A 17,881-nucleotide genomic window follows, 5' to 3' on the forward strand; every position below is an offset into this window, starting at 1 on the left:
CTAAGGTTTATTTTTTTGCTTTTATCAAATTGTTTGGTGTAAAATAAGGTTCATTACCCAATGGACGTGTATTTACCCCTCGGTTGCTAGCATCTCCAATATCCATTTTTGCCCATGCTAATTGCATACTCAATTTTTCTACAATTTCTGGATATTGATCAGAAATATCATGAGTTTCTCCAATATCATCGTCTAAATTATAAAGCATCATTTTAGAAAAAAGGACTCTGTCTTTTGGCGCAATATGAATAGGCCATTTTTTAAAAGCTATCGACTTTGAATCTAGATTATGCGGTAAATGCAACTTCCATTTCCCCATTCTTACGGCTCGCAACTCTTTGTGTTGGTAATAAAAATACGGACGTTCTAACTCTTTTGATGTACCATGGAAAATTTCTGATAGATCAAGACCATCAAGCACTCTGTCTGTTGGTTTTTCTGCACCGGCTATTTTTGCGATTGTGGGTAACAAATCAATAGTCGCCGTTACCAAGTCGGAAGTTGTACCCGCAGGAACTTTTCCAGGCGCCCTAATAATAAAAGGCACTCGCAAGCCACCTTCCCAAGCAGAAGTTTTAGCACCTCTCAAAGGAACAGAATGTCCTGCATGCTCTCCTCTAATCCACCACGGACCGTTATCACTTGTAAAAATTACATAGGTATTTTCATCCAATCCTGTTTCTTTTAGTTTTTTTAAAACACGTCCTACATTATCATCAATTTCTTCAATAACATCTCCGTAAAAACCACCTTGAGATTTCCCTTTAAACCTCTCTGAAACAGCAAGCAAGGTATGTGGCATGGTATGCGCCAGATACAAAAAAAAGGGTTTTTCAGTATTGCGTTCTATAAAACCAAGAGCTTCATCGGTATAACGTTCTGTTAAGGTCGACATATCTGCATTCAACTGAACAACTTCCTTATTTCTAAGCAAATGAACCTTAGCATCGTTGCTTGTTGGTGTAAAGAATGAAAAATCAAATCCTTGATAAAACGGAAGTAAATCTGGATTAAATTTTGCGTGATGATGCCCTGCCAAATCCCATTTACCAATCATTCCTGTACGATACCCTATAGGTTTTAATACTTCTGCAATCGTTATTTCGCTTAAGGATAATTTTGGATGTGGCGATTCTCCATTGTCATTGCGTGCATTTCTTAAAGGATAAGACCCAGTCATTAATGCTGCACGTGAAGGCCCACAAACTGTTTGTGCATAGAAGCTTGTAAACCTCATACCTTCAACAGCCATTTTATCAATATTTGGTGTTTTAATATCAGGAGAACCAAAACATCCTAGATCACTATACCCTTGGTCATCTGTAAAAATGATTATAAAATTGGGAGTCTTTGAGCGCTCTTGAGCATAAGAACTATAGAAAAAAACAATCCCTATAAAATAAGTTAATAAACTTAAAACCCTTTGATAACATTTATGCTCTTTTCCCTTTGAATGCACCATTTTATATTTTAATTTACTTCACTACCCCACCAGTCTTTATTTGGTTTCCAATTAGGATCTAACATTCTTTTACGTTGTCTTTCTTGTCCTGGCAATGTTTTAGTTCTTTGTCTTTCTAACCATTTTGCACGAGCCTTTTCATCCCATTCTGAATCCACTTCAGCATAATGTGTATTCATAGATTTTAACCAATCTAAAAGCTGTGTTTTCATTTGACTTGCAACTTCTGGATTGCTGGCTGAAAGATCATTACGTTCTCCTATATCGCTATCTAAATCATACAATTCAGCATGTAAATCTTCCCAATAATAAATCAATTTCCATTTTCCTTTTCTAATTATAGAACTTGGTTCTCCTCCTTGATTTCCATAATGAGGATAATGCCAATACAAAGGTCTTTCTTCAATATTCCCTCCTAATAAAAGAGGCTTTAAACTAACACCATCTTTATGCGCCTCTGGTTTTAATGGCAAACCTGACAAATCTAATAATGTTGGATATAAATCTACCCCAGATACAGGAACATCCACGCTTGCACTTGCTTGTTTTGCCCAAGGAACGTGAATAAAATAAGGAATTCTAATTCCTCCTTCCCATTGGTATCCTTTTCCTCCTCTTAAACTTAATTGATTGGTAGAAAAATTATCACCAGAAGTTACCCCCCCATTATCCGAAGTAAAAACAACAATGGTATTTTTATCTAAGTTTAAATCTTTTAATGTTTTCATGACGGTTCCTATGGCATCATCTACCTGCTCTACCAAACCTGCGTAAACAGGATTGTCTTGGTATTTTCTTGCTGGTAAAACACGTTCCATTTCAAAGCCGTTTTCATGGATTCCCATTTTTTCAGCTTTGTTTCTATACTTTGTCCATTTTTCCTTTGTTGTTTGTATTCCGCTATGAACGGCATAAAAAGAAAGGTAGGCAAGAAATTGGTTATCCTTATTTTTTGTAATAAACTTACTGGTTTCACTTGCCAATTTCATCGACAAATTCATCCCTTTTTCTTCGGGTATGTTTGGTAAATTTGGATTATTAAATGGTGAAAAATAACCTCCACTTGGACCTCCTGCATGGTTTCCACCAATATTAACATCAAAGCCATGATCTGTTGGCAATGATTTTTGTTCTTTACCACCTAAGTGCCATTTACCTGCAAAAAAAGTAGTGTATCCATTTTCTTTAAAAGCTTCTGCTAAGGTAACCGAACTAGAATCTAAATGATGTCTGAATTCTGGTGGCAACAACTTGGTATAACGTTTACGCTCTTTCCATGCTTGCCCACTATTTCTTTTCCCTTCAAATTGTGTAATTCCGTGTCTGGCAGGATTTTGACCTGTCATTAAACTTGCTCTAGAAGGGCTACATACGGTACAGGCTGCATAACCATTTGTAAAAACAGTTCCTGAATTTGCTATTTTGTCAATGTTTGGAGTTTCATAATATGCACTCCCCATAACACTTAAATCGGCATAGCCCAAATCGTCTACTAGTATAAATAATACATTGGGTTTGCTCACAACAGTTTCCTCTTTCTTGTTTTTACAAGACATACAAAGAAGTACAACAACTACTGAATAAAATATTTTTTTCATAATGCTAATTTAATTCTGGTCTAACCCACATACAATGTCCACCTCCAGGTGCCATGGTAATATTTATGATAGCTCCTTTTTTTACTTTTCCTGTTCTTATGCTGTACTCCTCAGGATTTGTCATTCCATGGGTTTCTTTGGTATCTTCATAATAGCTAACCGTATACGTTTTTCCTTCAGTTAAGAAATCAAAATTGACAGCTAGAGACGTTCCTTTTTTACTGGCAACAGAGCCAATAAACCATTCTTCACCAAATCTTCTTGCTGTAGAAATATGATCGTCAATTTTACTACTTAAAACTTGACTTTCATCCCATTTCCCAACAGGTAATTTTTGAATAAACTCGAAAAGATCTGCTTTTTTGTTATAGGACTCTGGTGCATCTGGAAGACAAACTAAACCACTATGAATAACCAATGTTCTTGCAGCTTCTGAAACTACTGTTGAGAAATAGGTGTTTTTCTTTTTAGGTCCTTTTAATCGATCTCCTTTATTAATACCTATTAAATCGAAGTTTCCATTGTTCATATCTAAAGGCCCTTGAATTGCATTGATCAGCGCCATTTTGATAAAAGTTTCTGGCGTAAACGCTTTTCTTGAATCTTGCTGGGCATGGCAATATTCTCTAGTTATTGCATTTGGAAATGTTCTTTCCATTCCTGTAAAAGGAACTGGCGAATCATGAAAATCTACCAATAAATGATTTTTTGCACTTTGCTGAATTGCATCACTTGTAAAAGAAACGTTATTCCCCATAAAGCCATATTTAATTCCACTCATTCCTAACGACTCGAAATAAGAAAACAAGCCTTCGTCGCCAAAACTACCTTTATGCCTATCGTAATAAAGGATCAGTTTTACCTCCTTTGTTTTCGCATATTTAGAAACCTTTTCAAGATCTAATTTTTCTGTAATTTCAAAATGACCTTTCGTCACTTTTGTAAACCAATGTGCATCAATTAAAAAATATTCTATTCCTTTTTTCGCGGCAAAATCAATAAATCTTAGGTAACTTTCTGTGTCTACGCCGTAAACAAAACCATCTTCAGTTTTGTAATCGTGTACTCTCCAATCCCAAAGTGCTTTTCCTGGCTCAATCCAAGAAGGATCTTCAATTTGATTAGGAGTTGCTAAATTCAAAGGCACTGTATTGGTTACTAAATCTCCTATTTTTTCTTCTACCAAAATAACACGCCATGGCGTTGTAACTTTACTGCCTTTCAGTTTTGTTTTGTTTTCAGAAACCAATAAATTTTTAGCTTTAGCATACTTGAATTTTATGGTTCCAAATTCTGGCGCCACAAATAAATCAGATTCCAATAATGACAAATACGACTTCTCTGAGTTATGAATAACCAAAGGCGTCAGTAATCGTGGTTGTTTTTTAAACGTCGTTAAATTTTCAATAGAAATGGGTCCTAAAGGCGGATTCTCTCCGTTTGGAGAATACAATTCATCCCTATTATTCAAATTGTATTCGCAATAAAAAACAGCTTCTGCTCCTTCCTTAAATCCTTCCAACTCATATCGAATTCCAATTCCATCATTAAATACGCGTAGGTATAATTTTGCAGTTGTATGTTCTAGTGACAAATCAAAAACCAGTTCGTTATATTCATTTTTAATTTCACTAAACTGCCCCCAAACAGGCTGCCATGAATTATTTTCAGAATTTAAAACATGGCTATTGATTTTTGTTTGCACTCCTGGTAAAATAGAAAACTTGGAGGCTGCTATTAATTCTTTTCCATTTTTAATTAAAGTATAAGTTAATTGCCCTTTTTCATTTTTCAATACAAGATTCACTTCCCCATTTGGCGACTTTACCGAAAAGTCTGTAGCATTTTTAGAACAAGCACTGATCGCTAAAAAGACAAGAAGCATTATTAAGTTGGCAATTAATTTTATAGGCCGAAACCCTTTTTTTTCTTTCATTTTAATTTATTTAAACTTTATTAAAAATCTTTATTCGTTTTATAAAAAAGCAGCCTACTTATTGCTATAACCTTGTGCTTGGTTCTGTTCTAAAAGATGTGTCAATTCTGCTACAATTTCAGGATGCATTTTGTAAACATTATTTTTTTCTTCTGGATCCTTTTCCATGTCATATAAAGTACCTGGTGCTTCATTTTCTTTTGGATAGGTTAACTTTGGCTTTGTAAATCCACCTGAACCTAGGTTAGGCGTAAATTTCCACTTCCCTTTTCTTATAGCAAACATACCACTTAATGAATGGTGTACTATGGCTGGTCTAATTGGCGATTCAACAGAAGAAACATAAGCTGGCCAAAGGTTGTAACTATCTTCAGCACCATTATCTTGCAATGGTTTATTTAACATTCCTGAAATACTTGCCAACAAATCTGTAGTACACATGGTTTGATTGGACTGCAATCCTGCAGGAATTACCCCTGACCATTTTGCAATATAAGGCACTCTATGTCCACCATCATAAATATCGGCTTTTTGTCCTTTGAAAATATAATTTGCACGATGCGCATACTTTTTTCTGTCTTCAGGTTTCCAATGAGAACCATTGTCAGAAGTTACAATAATTAAAGTATTGTCTATTTTACCGGCTCTTTCTAAAGCCTCAACAACGGCACCCACTGCATCATCAACCATACCAACAAAATCGCCATAACGACCTGCTTTGGAAGAACCAACGGCTTTACCAACCGGCAACCAAGGTGTGTGAGGTGCTGTTAACGGAAAATAGATAAAGAAAGGGGTCGTATCCTCCTTTTTACCATCAATATATGCTGTTGTTTTTTTTGTAATATTATCCAATACTTCTTCAAACACAAAACTTGGCGCCTTTTCTCCTGCTCTCCAAAAAATACCACGTCCTTCTTTGTTTTGGTTTTTCCCTTTTGTTTGTTCTGTAGGCAATTCAACCGCTCTTCCATTTTCTATATATACATATGGCGGCATATCTAAAGAAGCTGGAATTATATAAGAATAATCAAATCCTAAGGCATTAGGCCCTTTTATTTTCTTGTTAAAATCTACATTGCTATCACTTCCATTTTTGGAACCTATTGGTTTATTTGAATCCTTTGCCGACATCCCCAAACCTAAATGCCATTTTCCAATACAGGCGGTTGTGTAACCATTACTTCTAAGATACGAAGCAACTGTTGGCCTAGTTTCTTCTATTAATGGCACATCATATCCGTACAAAACTCCTTTTTTCAATCGACTTCTCCAAGCGTACCTACCTGTTAATATTCCATACCTTGTAGGTGTACAAACCGATGAATTTGTGTGTGCATTTGTAAAATGAACACCCTCTTTTATTATTTGATCCATATGAGGTGTTTGAATTCCTGAATTTGGATTTAAAGCTGAAATATCGCCATAGCCCATATCATCTGCCAAAATGTAAACAATATTTGGTGAATTATTTACTACGGAATTCTTTACTTTCTTTGCCTCTTTTTGCGTTTGACATGAGGTTGCTATTAGTAAGATGAAAAATAATCTTAATGCATTCATTATTTGAAACTATTTTATATTGAAATTAATCTGTTTGAATATTTTTATTTGGCAATTTGCTAAAAAACCTTTTCCCTTTTGTTTGAATAAATGCTTTTACCGCATATTTTGATTTTTTAGCCAATTCGGTATACGGAACAAATACCTCAAATGCTTTGCTATTTAACGACATGTTTTTTCCTTTTATCAGTTGCTCCTCTACCGTTAAATAGGAAATATTTTCTATTTTCAAGCCATAAGAATAATCGCCGTGTACTACAATATTTTTAAATTCCACCTGAAACAAAAATCCATCGGCTTTCTTTTCAATGGATACAATGTCAATATTATACTTTTCATCCTGACTGTAAAGCGTAGCTATATTTGGATAAAAATTACTTTCACCTGCTGAAGTTTCTGCTTTTACGGTATAAAAATAAACTTTATCCTTAACCGCTTCTGTATCTTTAAAAAATGGTTTCTTAATACCACTCTCTATTTTTTGGAAGACATGCGGTGCATCTCCTCTGTATACATTATAGCTAGTTCCAGGGTGAACGGAATCCTGTTCCTTCCATTTTACATCTACACTTCCTTCTGAATTTCTAATGGCCGAAATATTTCTTGGACTAAATGGAACTTTTTCAGAAAGTACCAACGTGTGTTCTTTAGAAAACTTGCTATTTCCTTTACCGTTATAAGCAGCTACTGAAAATTGATAAGGAATGTTGTACTGCAAACCTTCCACTCTATAACCAAATACATTGTTCGCTTTTACTAAAGTGGTTTTTCCTGTATTTTTATTGATATATTTTAACAGATATCCAGAACTATTTGGCACACTTTTCCAAAACAGAGTAGCCGTCGTATTTCTTCTTGAAGTTTTAAATATTTCTGGCTGACTAGGAGCTGTATTTTTTAATTGAATTTGATTCGAAAACTCACTTTTTCCTTGTTTATTTTCTGCAATCATTTTAAAATAATACTTCTCTCCTTTTTTTAATTCATCAATTTTCAAACTAGTTCCCAAGCCAGCATCTACTGTTACTTGATTCTTTAATTTCTTTGACTCTTCACCATAATAAATAGTGTAAGAACTTACATTTTCAATTCCCCCCCAGGTTAACTGAATACTTTCCGCTAACACTTCTCCTTTGTAAATAATTGGAGTTGCAGGTTTTGTATGGTTTTGGGTTGGCCATTTAGCTACAGACACACTAAAAGGAAGAATGTTTAGTTTTCCCTTATTAAAAATCTCCTTTTGAATTTCTGTATTTTTTACACCTAAGGAATCGGCAGTTATATAATTTACCCTTAGGTCTTTTTGCAAGGAAATTCCATCAATAGAAATTTGAAATTCTCTGGTCATTGCTGTTCTATTGGTTACTACCAAATAATCAAAACCATTAATTCCTCTATAGGCTTGTGCAAAACAACCGTCCTCAACCCTTTTTTTCAATCCAGGTGCTTTAAAACCGTTTGAAATAGAGCTGTTAAAAATAAAATCAGCTTGGTTGGTGACTTCATGATAAATTTCAAAGGCTTTTCCTTCTAATGTTTTAGAAATCCCTGTCGGAATGCTATCCGTATTTAAAGAAACTCCCTGTTCAAAGGCTGCTTCAATTTGCTTGTTTATATTTTTTTTAGGTCCGTATTTACTACTCACCTCATGCGCCCCTACATACCAGGTATTTGTATGATTTAGCTGACGCATTATATATTCAATATTATAAATGCTTGAATAAATTCCGTTCAACGGTTTATTCCATACCCCAAACTCCGTAATTACCATCGGCACATTTTTCCAAGTATAGTTTTCAATTTCTTTCATTGCCTTTGGCGAAGTTGCTTCTAAAAGTTTGGTATTCGCCCTTTTGTAAGCATTGCTTTGACTTTCCTTTTTACCCGTATGTGGCGCATAGGAATGTTTAGAAAATACGTTCCAATAGGCACCATTTTCTTTTTGGTAGGAATTGATTTCTTTCATAAATCCCCAAATACCATCCCAAGTATTATTTAAAGTCAAAAAGGCTTCCGGAAAAATTTCTTTTATGGCATCCGCATGCGGTTTCATTTTTGCTGCATAATCGTAACCACTATTCCACCAATAACGTTCTCTATGTGGCACATAAAAATAAGGTTCGTTACAAAATTGCCAAGTAGCCACTTCTATATGATTGTTTTTGCAAAATCTAGCCAACTCTCGAGTCATTTCTGGAGTTTCGGAAAAACCATTGATCGTAACAATTAGCTTTCCATTAATTTCACTCAACAAATCGTACAAATCAATAATGCGATGTGGTCCTTTTATTTCTGTAAATCGATAACCTTTTAGATATTGTTTAGGATGTTCAAACATCATGGCATAATCTATATCATACTGCCCCGTAGCACTACTAAAAGCATCTCCCATGGTACCCGAAAAATAACGCAACCAACCTGGTTTTAATTGATGAACCGCCTCTCTAAAATCTGGATGTAAATAACTCCAACTTTTATCTGCAATTCGAACATTAAATCCACTAGCACCTATTTTTATTTCATGACCGTTTTTTGTATCAATGTTTATTAGGCCTTTGTTTTCTTGTGCATAAGAAAGCTGTAAAAACAAAACGACAAAAAGCAATAAAAAAGGTTTTCTATTATTCATTTTTCTTTGATTTATATTTTTTAACTTCTGCTAAAAACAACTAAGGGGTCGTACAATTATATTTAAAACACTTTTCATAAAAAACCTAAATCATCCCTTATGATATTTCAAAATTAACGACTTTAATCAAAATATAATTCTCATTTGACACCTCTAAATGTTGCACAAAACCTAAACAGGCATAAAAGGAAGACTTCTTTTTTCTTCGCGTAAAACCTGACTTCTAAGAAGTTACAAACACTTCAATTTTGACACAAAAAAAACAGCACCTACCAAGGATGCTGTTCTCTTAAATTAACTTAAAACTACTAAAACTATTCTTTACATATTTTATAAGTACTTGAGCTTTTTGCGTTGCTTAATCTTAACAAATAAACTCCTTTTGAAAACTCACTGAAATCAAGCTCTATTTTATTGGCATTCTCTTTACAATTAGTTGTAGAAATTAACTGTCCGTTGCTACTATAGATGCTACAATTATCAAAATTCGTATCTGGAGTCATAATTGTTAAAATATCTTTAACGGGATTAGGGTAAATAGCCACCTTACTAAATTCATTCTCTATTACTGACAATTCTGACTTTTCATAAACTTCGACTTCAGCAATATTCAATGCAACTCCAGAAGTATTTGCTTCAACTCGAACAATTTTACCCGTTTTATTTACCTCCATAATCACGTACGGATCAGGATAACTTGTATAGGTTTTAGAATATGTCGTAATTCCACTATCATCCCTCACATACACTGTAAAATTCTCTAACCTATTTTTACAACAATTGTCTGTTCTATTAAATACTCTGATATAACCTATTTCATTATCGCCCCCTAAATCTACTTCCCAATAGGGCGGTGTGTCGTTACCACTTATAATTGATAAAGAATTATCTGCAAGAAAACCATCAGTAATACCATCAATGGCTTTATCTGCAGTAGCCCCAGAGTATCCAACAGATGATTGTGTTGCTGTTCCGTCAAGCGCAAGATTAACACCTAAATCCGGAGTAACTTCTTCTTTTAAATACTTAGACATATAAATTTCGTTGAGCGCTGTCAGTTCTCCACTCCCTTTAAATATATTATTCCCTGAATTATAAATAACCAAACCATCTACCTTATTTGCGATAGCTGCATCTATTCGTGTTGTTGTACTTCCATCTCTACCAATACTGTTATTTACTTCAGAATCCCAAACAGGCAACGGATTTGCCACTCCGCCGGTAGTATTATTTTTAGCAGCCGTAATAAACGTAGCCCAAGAAGAATCATTAGAACCTAAATTATGACTTGATGCAACTGTAATATACTCGCCAATATTGGTATTGTTCATGACATTTATTGAAGCAGGAATACCCCAAGCACAAGGACCTATCAATTCTGGTACATTAGGAATGTCTCCGTTCGCAAAAAAAGATTCCATATTTGACTTGACACCACTATAAATGGCGTTAATTTGGGCGGCAGTCCAACCTGCATCCACGCGTCCATCTTCATTAAATGGATTGATCCATTTAAGACCTGGATAATCTAAAACAAACTGTGAAACTGTATTTATTACAGTAGCCGTTGCGGTTGCATTATTTTTAGTAGCAATAAGATCTGCACTACGCAGACTTCCACTAGCAATTCTTCGTGCACCTGAATCTTGTGCAGGGTTTGCGTAAATAAGAAAGCCTTGAGATTTAGCTTGCTCAAAAAAATACTTCATTATATTTTCATCATAATCCCAACCTGCAGGAAAAATAGGGATACGAATACCATTTACTTTCATGGTCGTAAAACCTTTTAGTAAATTATCGGCCTCTGTTTCTGTTGTGATATCTTTCGTTATAAAACGCTGCTTCACATCTCCAACAACATAATCCATGTCATTGGTATAAATAGATTGACCAAATCCATTACTATGGATTACAATAAGAATCAAAACAATAAATATCCCTCTAATTCCGTTGTATTTTTTATCTAACATATGTACCACTATCTAAATTACCCGATGAATACAAGCTCTTAAGAAAAACACTGTGTATTTTCTCAACTACTCTTTAACAACCTTAAAGGTTTTTGCATACTTAGCACCTTCCAACTTCAATACATAAATTCCTTTTGAAAAAGTGCTCATGTCAATTTCATTAGATGTACTGTGCAAATCTCCTTTTAAAATTATTTGACCGTTTATAGTAAAAAGTGTAAAACGATCGAATTCTACATCTGGTGTTTCTACAGTTAATTTATCAACTACAGGATTTGGATAGGCACTTACATTTACATCCTCAATAGTTCCTACAGACAATTCATCTGGAGCAAAAACTTGAACTTCTGCTAAAGTCAAGCCAGCGGTTGCATTTAATTGAATTTTAATAATTCGCCCTTGCACACCACCTGCATCGGCAACTACCGAAGGATCTGGATAGGTATCATAGGTTTTTGAATAGGTTGTAACACCACTACTGTTGATAACCGACACGGTAAAATTGCTCATATTTGCTTTACAACATCCATCCGTTCTGTTATACACTTTAATTTCTCCAATTGTTTTATTCGATCCAAGATCAACTTGCCACCATGGATTTGCTTCACTATTTGTCACTGTAACAGAACCTGAACCAAAATTACCATTGGTATCTCCATCAATAGCCAAAGAAGCCTCTTTATTAAAACTTGGATTTGTAGATGATTGCGAAGCAAAACCACTAAGTGCCAAGTTTACTTTTTCAACTTCATCTAAATACAAAGCCATCATTGCTTCTCCGCCAGCATTTATAGACCCCGTAGTTAAACTAATTGTATTCCATGAATTGTATAAAACCAATCCATCAACTTTATTTTCTATTGCTTTTTCCAAACGCGTCCCGGTCCCTTTGGCATCATTATGATTTACCTCAGAATCCCATACAGGTAGGCTTTCAGCATCAGCTAAAGCAATAAAATCATCCCACAAATTATGATTAAAACCTAAATTATGTGCCGTTGCAACAGTAATATAATCAGTGATCCTCGTCTCTTTTAACATATCAATACCTGCAACCAAGCCCCAAGTACAAGGACCAATTAACTCTGCTCCATTTAAACCATGATTGTAAAGTCTTTGATATATTTCATTGATTTGACTGATACTCCAAGTACTATTAGTAGCCCTTCCATCTTCATTAAAAGGATTGATCCATTTACAATTTGGATAGGTATTTGAAAATTCTATTACTCTATTTACCAATTCATCAGTTGCTGCTTGAACACCTTTTACACCAGCATCTTCACCTTCGGTTGCACCATTACCATTTAGCCTATTATTAGCAACTCTATGACCTCCACCTCCTTGTGCTGGATTTGCAAAAATAACAAAGCCTTGCGCCAAAGCTTGTATATAAAAATAATCAAACATTTGTTTGTTCGGGTTCAAATCTACGCCATTAACATCTCTACCGAAAAGAGGTATACGAACACCATTCACTCCCATATTTTTAAACCCTAACAACAAATTATCAACCTGTGTTTGAGTAGTCACTTTATTGGTAATAAATGCTTGCTTTGTATCACCTAAAACATAATCCATGTCGTTCACATACTTTTGTGCAAAGCCCGTAAAATGAACACAACAAACAAGTAAAACAATCCATGTGCTTTTGAAATTACTAGTGTATTTTTCTATCCTCATATTTCCTATTTATTTTTGGCTTATAGCCTCTAAAATTCTTTAAAATATTTTTACTTTTTGAAGAGAATGGTATTGATCATTTACAGCTTTCAAACAACATTCTCATCACTTCTATTTATAAAGTAAACGCAACGAAAACTTTATACTTACAAAGTAAAGATAATTCGCACTTATAAAATTCTCAATTAAGGTGTCAATTTGTTGCTTACAATTACATAACCGTTGATAAAGCTTAAGCTATCCAAGATCAAACAGATATTACTCATATCTTAGACTCTGTTAATTTTTATCAGAAAACAATTCAAAAAACGACAATTAAAATCAAAATAGAGCCCAAAAAAAACACCTACTTCAATTAGAAAAAACATTGAATTTCATCAAAAAAAAGAGGTTTATTTTCACAAAATAATTGTAAAAACAAACCTCAAAAAGAATACGCTAATTTCTGTTTTAAATTACAAAAACCAACTATTTATTGAATAATAATTTTTCCTGTATAAGCTCCTAAACTCGTTGCTATTTTAACTACATACATTCCGCTTGGTAACGTACTCACATTTATTTCAGAACGCAACTCATGTACTTTCTTTACTTGTTTACCCGCACTTGTATAAATGCTTAATTCTACGGCATTCTTTTTTAAATCTTCAGAATAATTCAAATTCAAAACACCATTGGTAATTACAGTAGGAAAAATTTTAATTTTAGAAGTAATTGAATTGATATCTACAGACAGTTCCCCTTGTTTATATACTTCTTGCGTATACGCTACAGGAGAGGCATGATCGCGATACATAATTCCTGAACTACTTAAGGTTACAGGGTTACGAACTGACATCAATGAATAAACCGGTTTATCTGGTTGCCATGTAAAGACTGCGTAGCGCTCAATAAAACTTGTATTGTCCAACATATTCATATAAGATTCTAAGCCAACACCTGCCGCTTCATTTGAAGCAGGTTGATCTGTCCAAGTTGCTCCGTAATTAAATTCTTTAATCCATATAGGACGTTTCCATTTATCGTGAATTGCCTTTAACCAATTATAAAAATTTTGTGCAGAAGTTTTCTTGTAATAATGCACCACTATATAATCTACACGATAGCCTTTTGCTTCGGCTTTGGTCATAAACTCATCGCGCCATACTCCACCTTTTGCATTGTCTTTATTGGCAGGTGAGCCCAATCGCAAACCAGAAGCCAACATGTCTTCATATTTTTCAATCGCTTTGTCAACTGTCATATTTGCTTGCTCAGAACCATCCGGTTCATTAAAAGCCATATAATGAGCAATATCCATTCTTTTCCCTAAATTTATTGCATTGGCTACGGAACCACCTCCCCATTGGTTGGGAACAAATTTAGCGTTTTGAACATCTAGTCCAGAAATACTCCAGTTATAATGCCATGAATTGTCAAACTCTTGAATTACATCTGTACCTTTTCCTGCCATTCCTTTTTTATGCACATCAAACCAAGGAGAAACACGTATAAAAGAGGCTTTCTTTTGTAAATCTTGCGTTAAATTGATTCTTAAATTTTCTTCTGAAGCTATATAAACTTTGCTTGCTCCGGTTCCGGTTACATTTTCTGCAAAAGTGACCATATACCCTTTATCCAAGGTAAAGGAAACAGCCCAATCATCGTATTCTCCCAAAGTACCATTGTAATAACCACAATATATTTCATGTTCTTCACCTGTAAACTCATAGCCTGAATAAATTTTTAAAACTGGATCATTGACCAAAGATGCTTCAAAAATTGCTTGTGCTTCTTGTAATTCTGTCAAAGAAGCATCAATTGCAGTCGATTCTGAATCACAATCGGCTAGTATTGCATTTGCATCATCTACGATCGTTTGAAAAGCATTAACAGCATCTTGTGGATACTGGTTGTATTTATCTCCTATGGCAGCTGAACCAAGTACCGTTTCCGCCGCAGTTGTATTACTTGCTAAAAGCAAACGATTGGCTGCGCCACTTAGTAATGAAATATTGTCGAAATAAAACTGTCCACTATTTCCATACATATAAATTAAACGAATATTAATTTTTGCAATATCTTCAGCGGCTTCTAAAAAAGGCGTATCCGAAACTCCATTCACCTCCATTAACGACCCGTTGTTATAAAACTGAACCGTGTTCGTGTCAAAATTCACTTTGGTTTCAAGCGTATACACCGTGTTTTTCAAAAAATTCTCAAAAGGAGTTCCTTGAATAAAACCACCAGGATTTCCATTTTCCATGGTTGTGGAGTATTTAATAGAAGGCGTTGCTTTTCCTACCACAGTACTTGCTAAATACTTCCCTGTTGAAGAAATTAAATCTATTTGACAGTTTACCGTATTTCGTGTAGCAGTAACATCAAAAGAAAAAGAAGAATTATCGGAAGTCGGACTAAACGTACGGAACGCCGATGGCATGGTTGTATTGTGATTAAACTTTAGTCTACCCCCTTCCACAGTAACCCTTCCAGAAGTATTATATTCTGTCCAGCCGATAGATTGAATTGTTCCTTCTTCAAAAGTATCATCCACCGCCTTACCGCAAGAGCTGGATTGCGCAAAGCTATTAATCGCAAAAAACAGTGCGAGTATGTACGTGTAATTTAGTTTCATTCGTTTTGGTTTTAATTTAATCTTTAGAGAGCTATAAAAGAACTCTATTTGGTTCTTAGACAAAGTAAAGATTTTTGAAGGTTTTAAAATTCTCAATTAAGGTGTCAATTTGTTGCTTAAAAACTATAGCAAGTCTTATAGCCACAAACAAATACAGCGTTTATAAGTATCTTATAAACGCTGCAAATAGGTAATTAAGTTCTTTATCTTAAAACGCTATAATTATTATTGAATAATAATTTTTTGTGTAAAATAGCCTAAATCAGATGTTATTCTAACAATATAAACGCCACGTGACAACGAACTTACATTTACAACACCACTGATATCGCTCACTTTTTTTACTAGCTGCCCTGTGGTGCTAAAAATCGCTAATTCTAAACGACCGTTTTCAACTCTATCCAAATTCTTTATTGTAAAAACCCCTTCTGTAACGACTGTAGGAGAAATTACGAATCCTGATGCTACTGAATTAATAGCTACCGACAATTCGCCTTGTTCATATGTTTCTTGTATATATGAAGGAGCTGGAGATTCAAAATCTCGATAAAACTGCCCAGTAATATTCAGTTCTCCATTGGTCATACCACCTATACCAGAAGCGGCTCCAAAGAAATAATACCAATTGTAACGCTCAATAAAATCAGCTCCTTCAAGAACTTCTGTCAAGCCTTTTATATTTGAATATCCTTGTTCCACAGTAAGATTTGCAGATCCCATATTTGGATTTCCATAATTGTATTCCGTCACCCAAATCGGAAGGTTATATCGATCATGAAGACCTTTAAAACGCTCTAAGAAAGTAGACTTTGAACGACGAACATAATCATGTGCAGGAATAAAATCTACACGATAGCCACGTGCAACACATGAATCCATAAATTCTTTAATCCAAGAATCTTCATTAAAAGAATCATTTGTTGAACTGTATTGTACATTCTCAACCCCTGGAGCTCCTAATCTAAGTCCGGAAGCCAATAATTTAGGATAAGCCTCCAAAGCTTGTTCAACCGTCAAATTCGATTGTCCTGAATTGTCGGGTTCATTAAATGCCATCAAATGATTGAATGACATATTCTGTCCAACGGCTTCCATCTTTGCTAATGAGGTCCAGTTATCAGACTTACTCCATGCCATTGGAACAAATTTCGATTCTGAACTCTCATTAGTCGCTGCCAAGCCCCAGTTATAATACCATGAAGTATTATAATTATCCGAGGTCGTCCATTTTACATCACCTAAACTTCCTTTTTTACCTACAGTAAACCAAGGACTCACACGTATAAATGAAATAGTCTCTTGCAAAGCAGCAGGCAAGTTAATTTCTAAATCTGCATCCTGAGCAATATATATTTTACTTACCCCTAAGCCATTTATATCTTGAGCAAAAGTAGCCATATATCCTTTTTCTAATTTAAAGGAAACAGCCCAATCTTCAAACGTTCCTAAACCTCCATTATAATAACCACAGTATACTTCATGCTCACTTCCTGAAAAATCATAACCAGAATACAATTTCAAAACAGGATCATTTACCTTGGTTGTTCCAAAGGTAGTTTCCGCTGTTTGCAAATCTGAAACTGCAGTATCTATCGCTGCAGAAGCAGATTCACAATTTGCAAGTACCGCATTGGCATTATCTATTTCCGATTGAAAAGCATCTACAGCAGTTTGTGGATACTGGTTGTATTTATCTCCTACTATAGCAGCGTTAATTGCCTTTTGGGAAAATTCAATAGCATTAGACAATGATATTCTACTCTCATTAGCTTCGACAACCGTTAAATTATCAAGAAAAGCCGTTCCTGAGTTGCTATACATATACAGTAGTTTTGCATCAACTTTTGCAAAATTAGTCGTTGTTTCCAAAAACGGAATATTCTCTAATGTTAACAAGCCATCATTATAAAAATCTACCGTCTGATTATCAAAATCAACATACATAGACAGAGAATAATTCTTATTCTTAGCAAACTTTGACGTTCCTATAACACCCGCAACATAAGTTCCAGGTATTGTATTTACCATAGCAGTTGCATATTTTATATCTGTAGTCCCCTTTCCTAAAGCAATACTAGCAATATATTTTCCTTCAGAAGATACTAAGTCCATCTGAAAATTCATCGTAGTTCGACTTCCTTGAACATCGAAAGAAAAAGAACAATTATTAGAAACGGCCGCAAAAGTTCGATAGGCCGAAGGAGTATTTTGAACAAGATTAAACTTCAAATAATCATTTACAACGGTGACACTCCCCGAAGTACTATATTCTGTCCAGCCTTCTGGCAAAGCACCTGCTGCGGAAAAAGTATCATCAACTACATTACCACAAGAGCTGGATTGGGCAAAGCTATTAATCGCAAAAAATAATGCGATTATATACGTGTAATTTAATTTCATTCGTTTTGGTTTTAGGTTAATTA

At 34.7% G+C, this 17,881-nt stretch carries 9 protein-coding genes; all 9 read right to left on the reverse strand.

Annotated features, from left to right (window positions below; genetic code table 11):
- Positions 1 to 7: 7 nt before the first annotated feature.
- Positions 8 to 1,462: a sulfatase family protein gene (locus FGM02_RS02100; protein ID WP_139956464.1), complete on the reverse strand. Its 1,455-nt coding sequence runs from the start codon at positions 1,460 to 1,462 to the stop codon at positions 8 to 10.
- Positions 1,463 to 1,470: 8 nt separating this feature from the next.
- The gene (locus tag FGM02_RS02105; RefSeq protein WP_139956466.1) at positions 1,471 to 3,060 is read right to left on the reverse strand and encodes a sulfatase; all 1,590 of its coding nucleotides are present in this window, start codon (positions 3,058 to 3,060) and stop codon (positions 1,471 to 1,473) included.
- A 4-nt stretch (positions 3,061 to 3,064) separates the two neighbouring features.
- Positions 3,065 to 4,996, reverse strand: coding sequence for a glycoside hydrolase family 97 protein (locus FGM02_RS02110; RefSeq protein ID WP_208021464.1), 1,932 nt, complete (start codon positions 4,994 to 4,996; stop codon positions 3,065 to 3,067).
- A gap of 54 nt (positions 4,997 to 5,050) precedes the next feature.
- Complete coding sequence (locus tag FGM02_RS02115) at positions 5,051 to 6,559, reverse strand: sulfatase-like hydrolase/transferase (protein ID WP_139956469.1); 1,509 nt, start codon at positions 6,557 to 6,559, stop codon at positions 5,051 to 5,053.
- Between the two features lie 25 nt (positions 6,560 to 6,584).
- Positions 6,585 to 9,188 (reverse strand): fibronectin type III domain-containing protein, encoded by a 2,604-nt coding sequence (locus tag FGM02_RS02120; protein ID WP_139956471.1) that lies wholly within the window; start codon positions 9,186 to 9,188, stop codon positions 6,585 to 6,587.
- Positions 9,189 to 9,502: 314 nt separating this feature from the next.
- On the reverse strand, positions 9,503 to 11,158 hold the full coding sequence (locus FGM02_RS02125; protein WP_139956473.1) for a T9SS type A sorting domain-containing protein: 1,656 nt from the start codon (positions 11,156 to 11,158) through the stop codon (positions 9,503 to 9,505).
- Between the two features lie 66 nt (positions 11,159 to 11,224).
- Positions 11,225 to 12,841, reverse strand: a complete 1,617-nt coding sequence (locus FGM02_RS02130; RefSeq protein ID WP_139956475.1) for a galactose-binding domain-containing protein — start codon at positions 12,839 to 12,841, stop codon at positions 11,225 to 11,227.
- A gap of 472 nt (positions 12,842 to 13,313) precedes the next feature.
- Complete coding sequence (locus FGM02_RS02135) at positions 13,314 to 15,458, reverse strand: glycosyl hydrolase (protein WP_139956477.1); 2,145 nt, start codon at positions 15,456 to 15,458, stop codon at positions 13,314 to 13,316.
- 225 nt (positions 15,459 to 15,683) lie between these two features.
- The gene (locus FGM02_RS02140; protein ID WP_139956479.1) at positions 15,684 to 17,858 is read right to left on the reverse strand and encodes a glycosyl hydrolase; all 2,175 of its coding nucleotides are present in this window, start codon (positions 17,856 to 17,858) and stop codon (positions 15,684 to 15,686) included.
- Positions 17,859 to 17,881 lie beyond the last annotated feature (23 nt).

Origin of the sequence: Flavicella sediminum, from assembly GCF_006381105.1 — a bacterium.
GTDB classification, from domain to species: Bacteria; Bacteroidota; Bacteroidia; order Flavobacteriales; family Flavobacteriaceae; genus Flavicella; species Flavicella sediminum.

Coding starts and splice junctions, on each gene's coding strand:
- FGM02_RS02100 (WP_139956464.1), bottom strand. CDS start 1,462: ATGGTGCATTCAAAGGGAAAAGAGCATAAATGTTATCAAAGGGTTTTA.
- FGM02_RS02105 (WP_139956466.1), bottom strand. CDS start 3,060: ATGAAAAAAATATTTTATTCAGTAGTTGTTGTACTTCTTTGTATGTCT.
- FGM02_RS02110 (WP_208021464.1), bottom strand. CDS start 4,996: ATGAAAGAAAAAAAAGGGTTTCGGCCTATAAAATTAATTGCCAACTTA.
- FGM02_RS02115 (WP_139956469.1), bottom strand. CDS start 6,559: ATGAATGCATTAAGATTATTTTTCATCTTACTAATAGCAACCTCATGT.
- FGM02_RS02120 (WP_139956471.1), bottom strand. CDS start 9,188: ATGAATAATAGAAAACCTTTTTTATTGCTTTTTGTCGTTTTGTTTTTA.
- FGM02_RS02125 (WP_139956473.1), bottom strand. CDS start 11,158: ATGTTAGATAAAAAATACAACGGAATTAGAGGGATATTTATTGTTTTG.
- FGM02_RS02130 (WP_139956475.1), bottom strand. CDS start 12,841: ATGAGGATAGAAAAATACACTAGTAATTTCAAAAGCACATGGATTGTT.
- FGM02_RS02135 (WP_139956477.1), bottom strand. CDS start 15,458: ATGAAACTAAATTACACGTACATACTCGCACTGTTTTTTGCGATTAAT.
- FGM02_RS02140 (WP_139956479.1), bottom strand. CDS start 17,858: ATGAAATTAAATTACACGTATATAATCGCATTATTTTTTGCGATTAAT.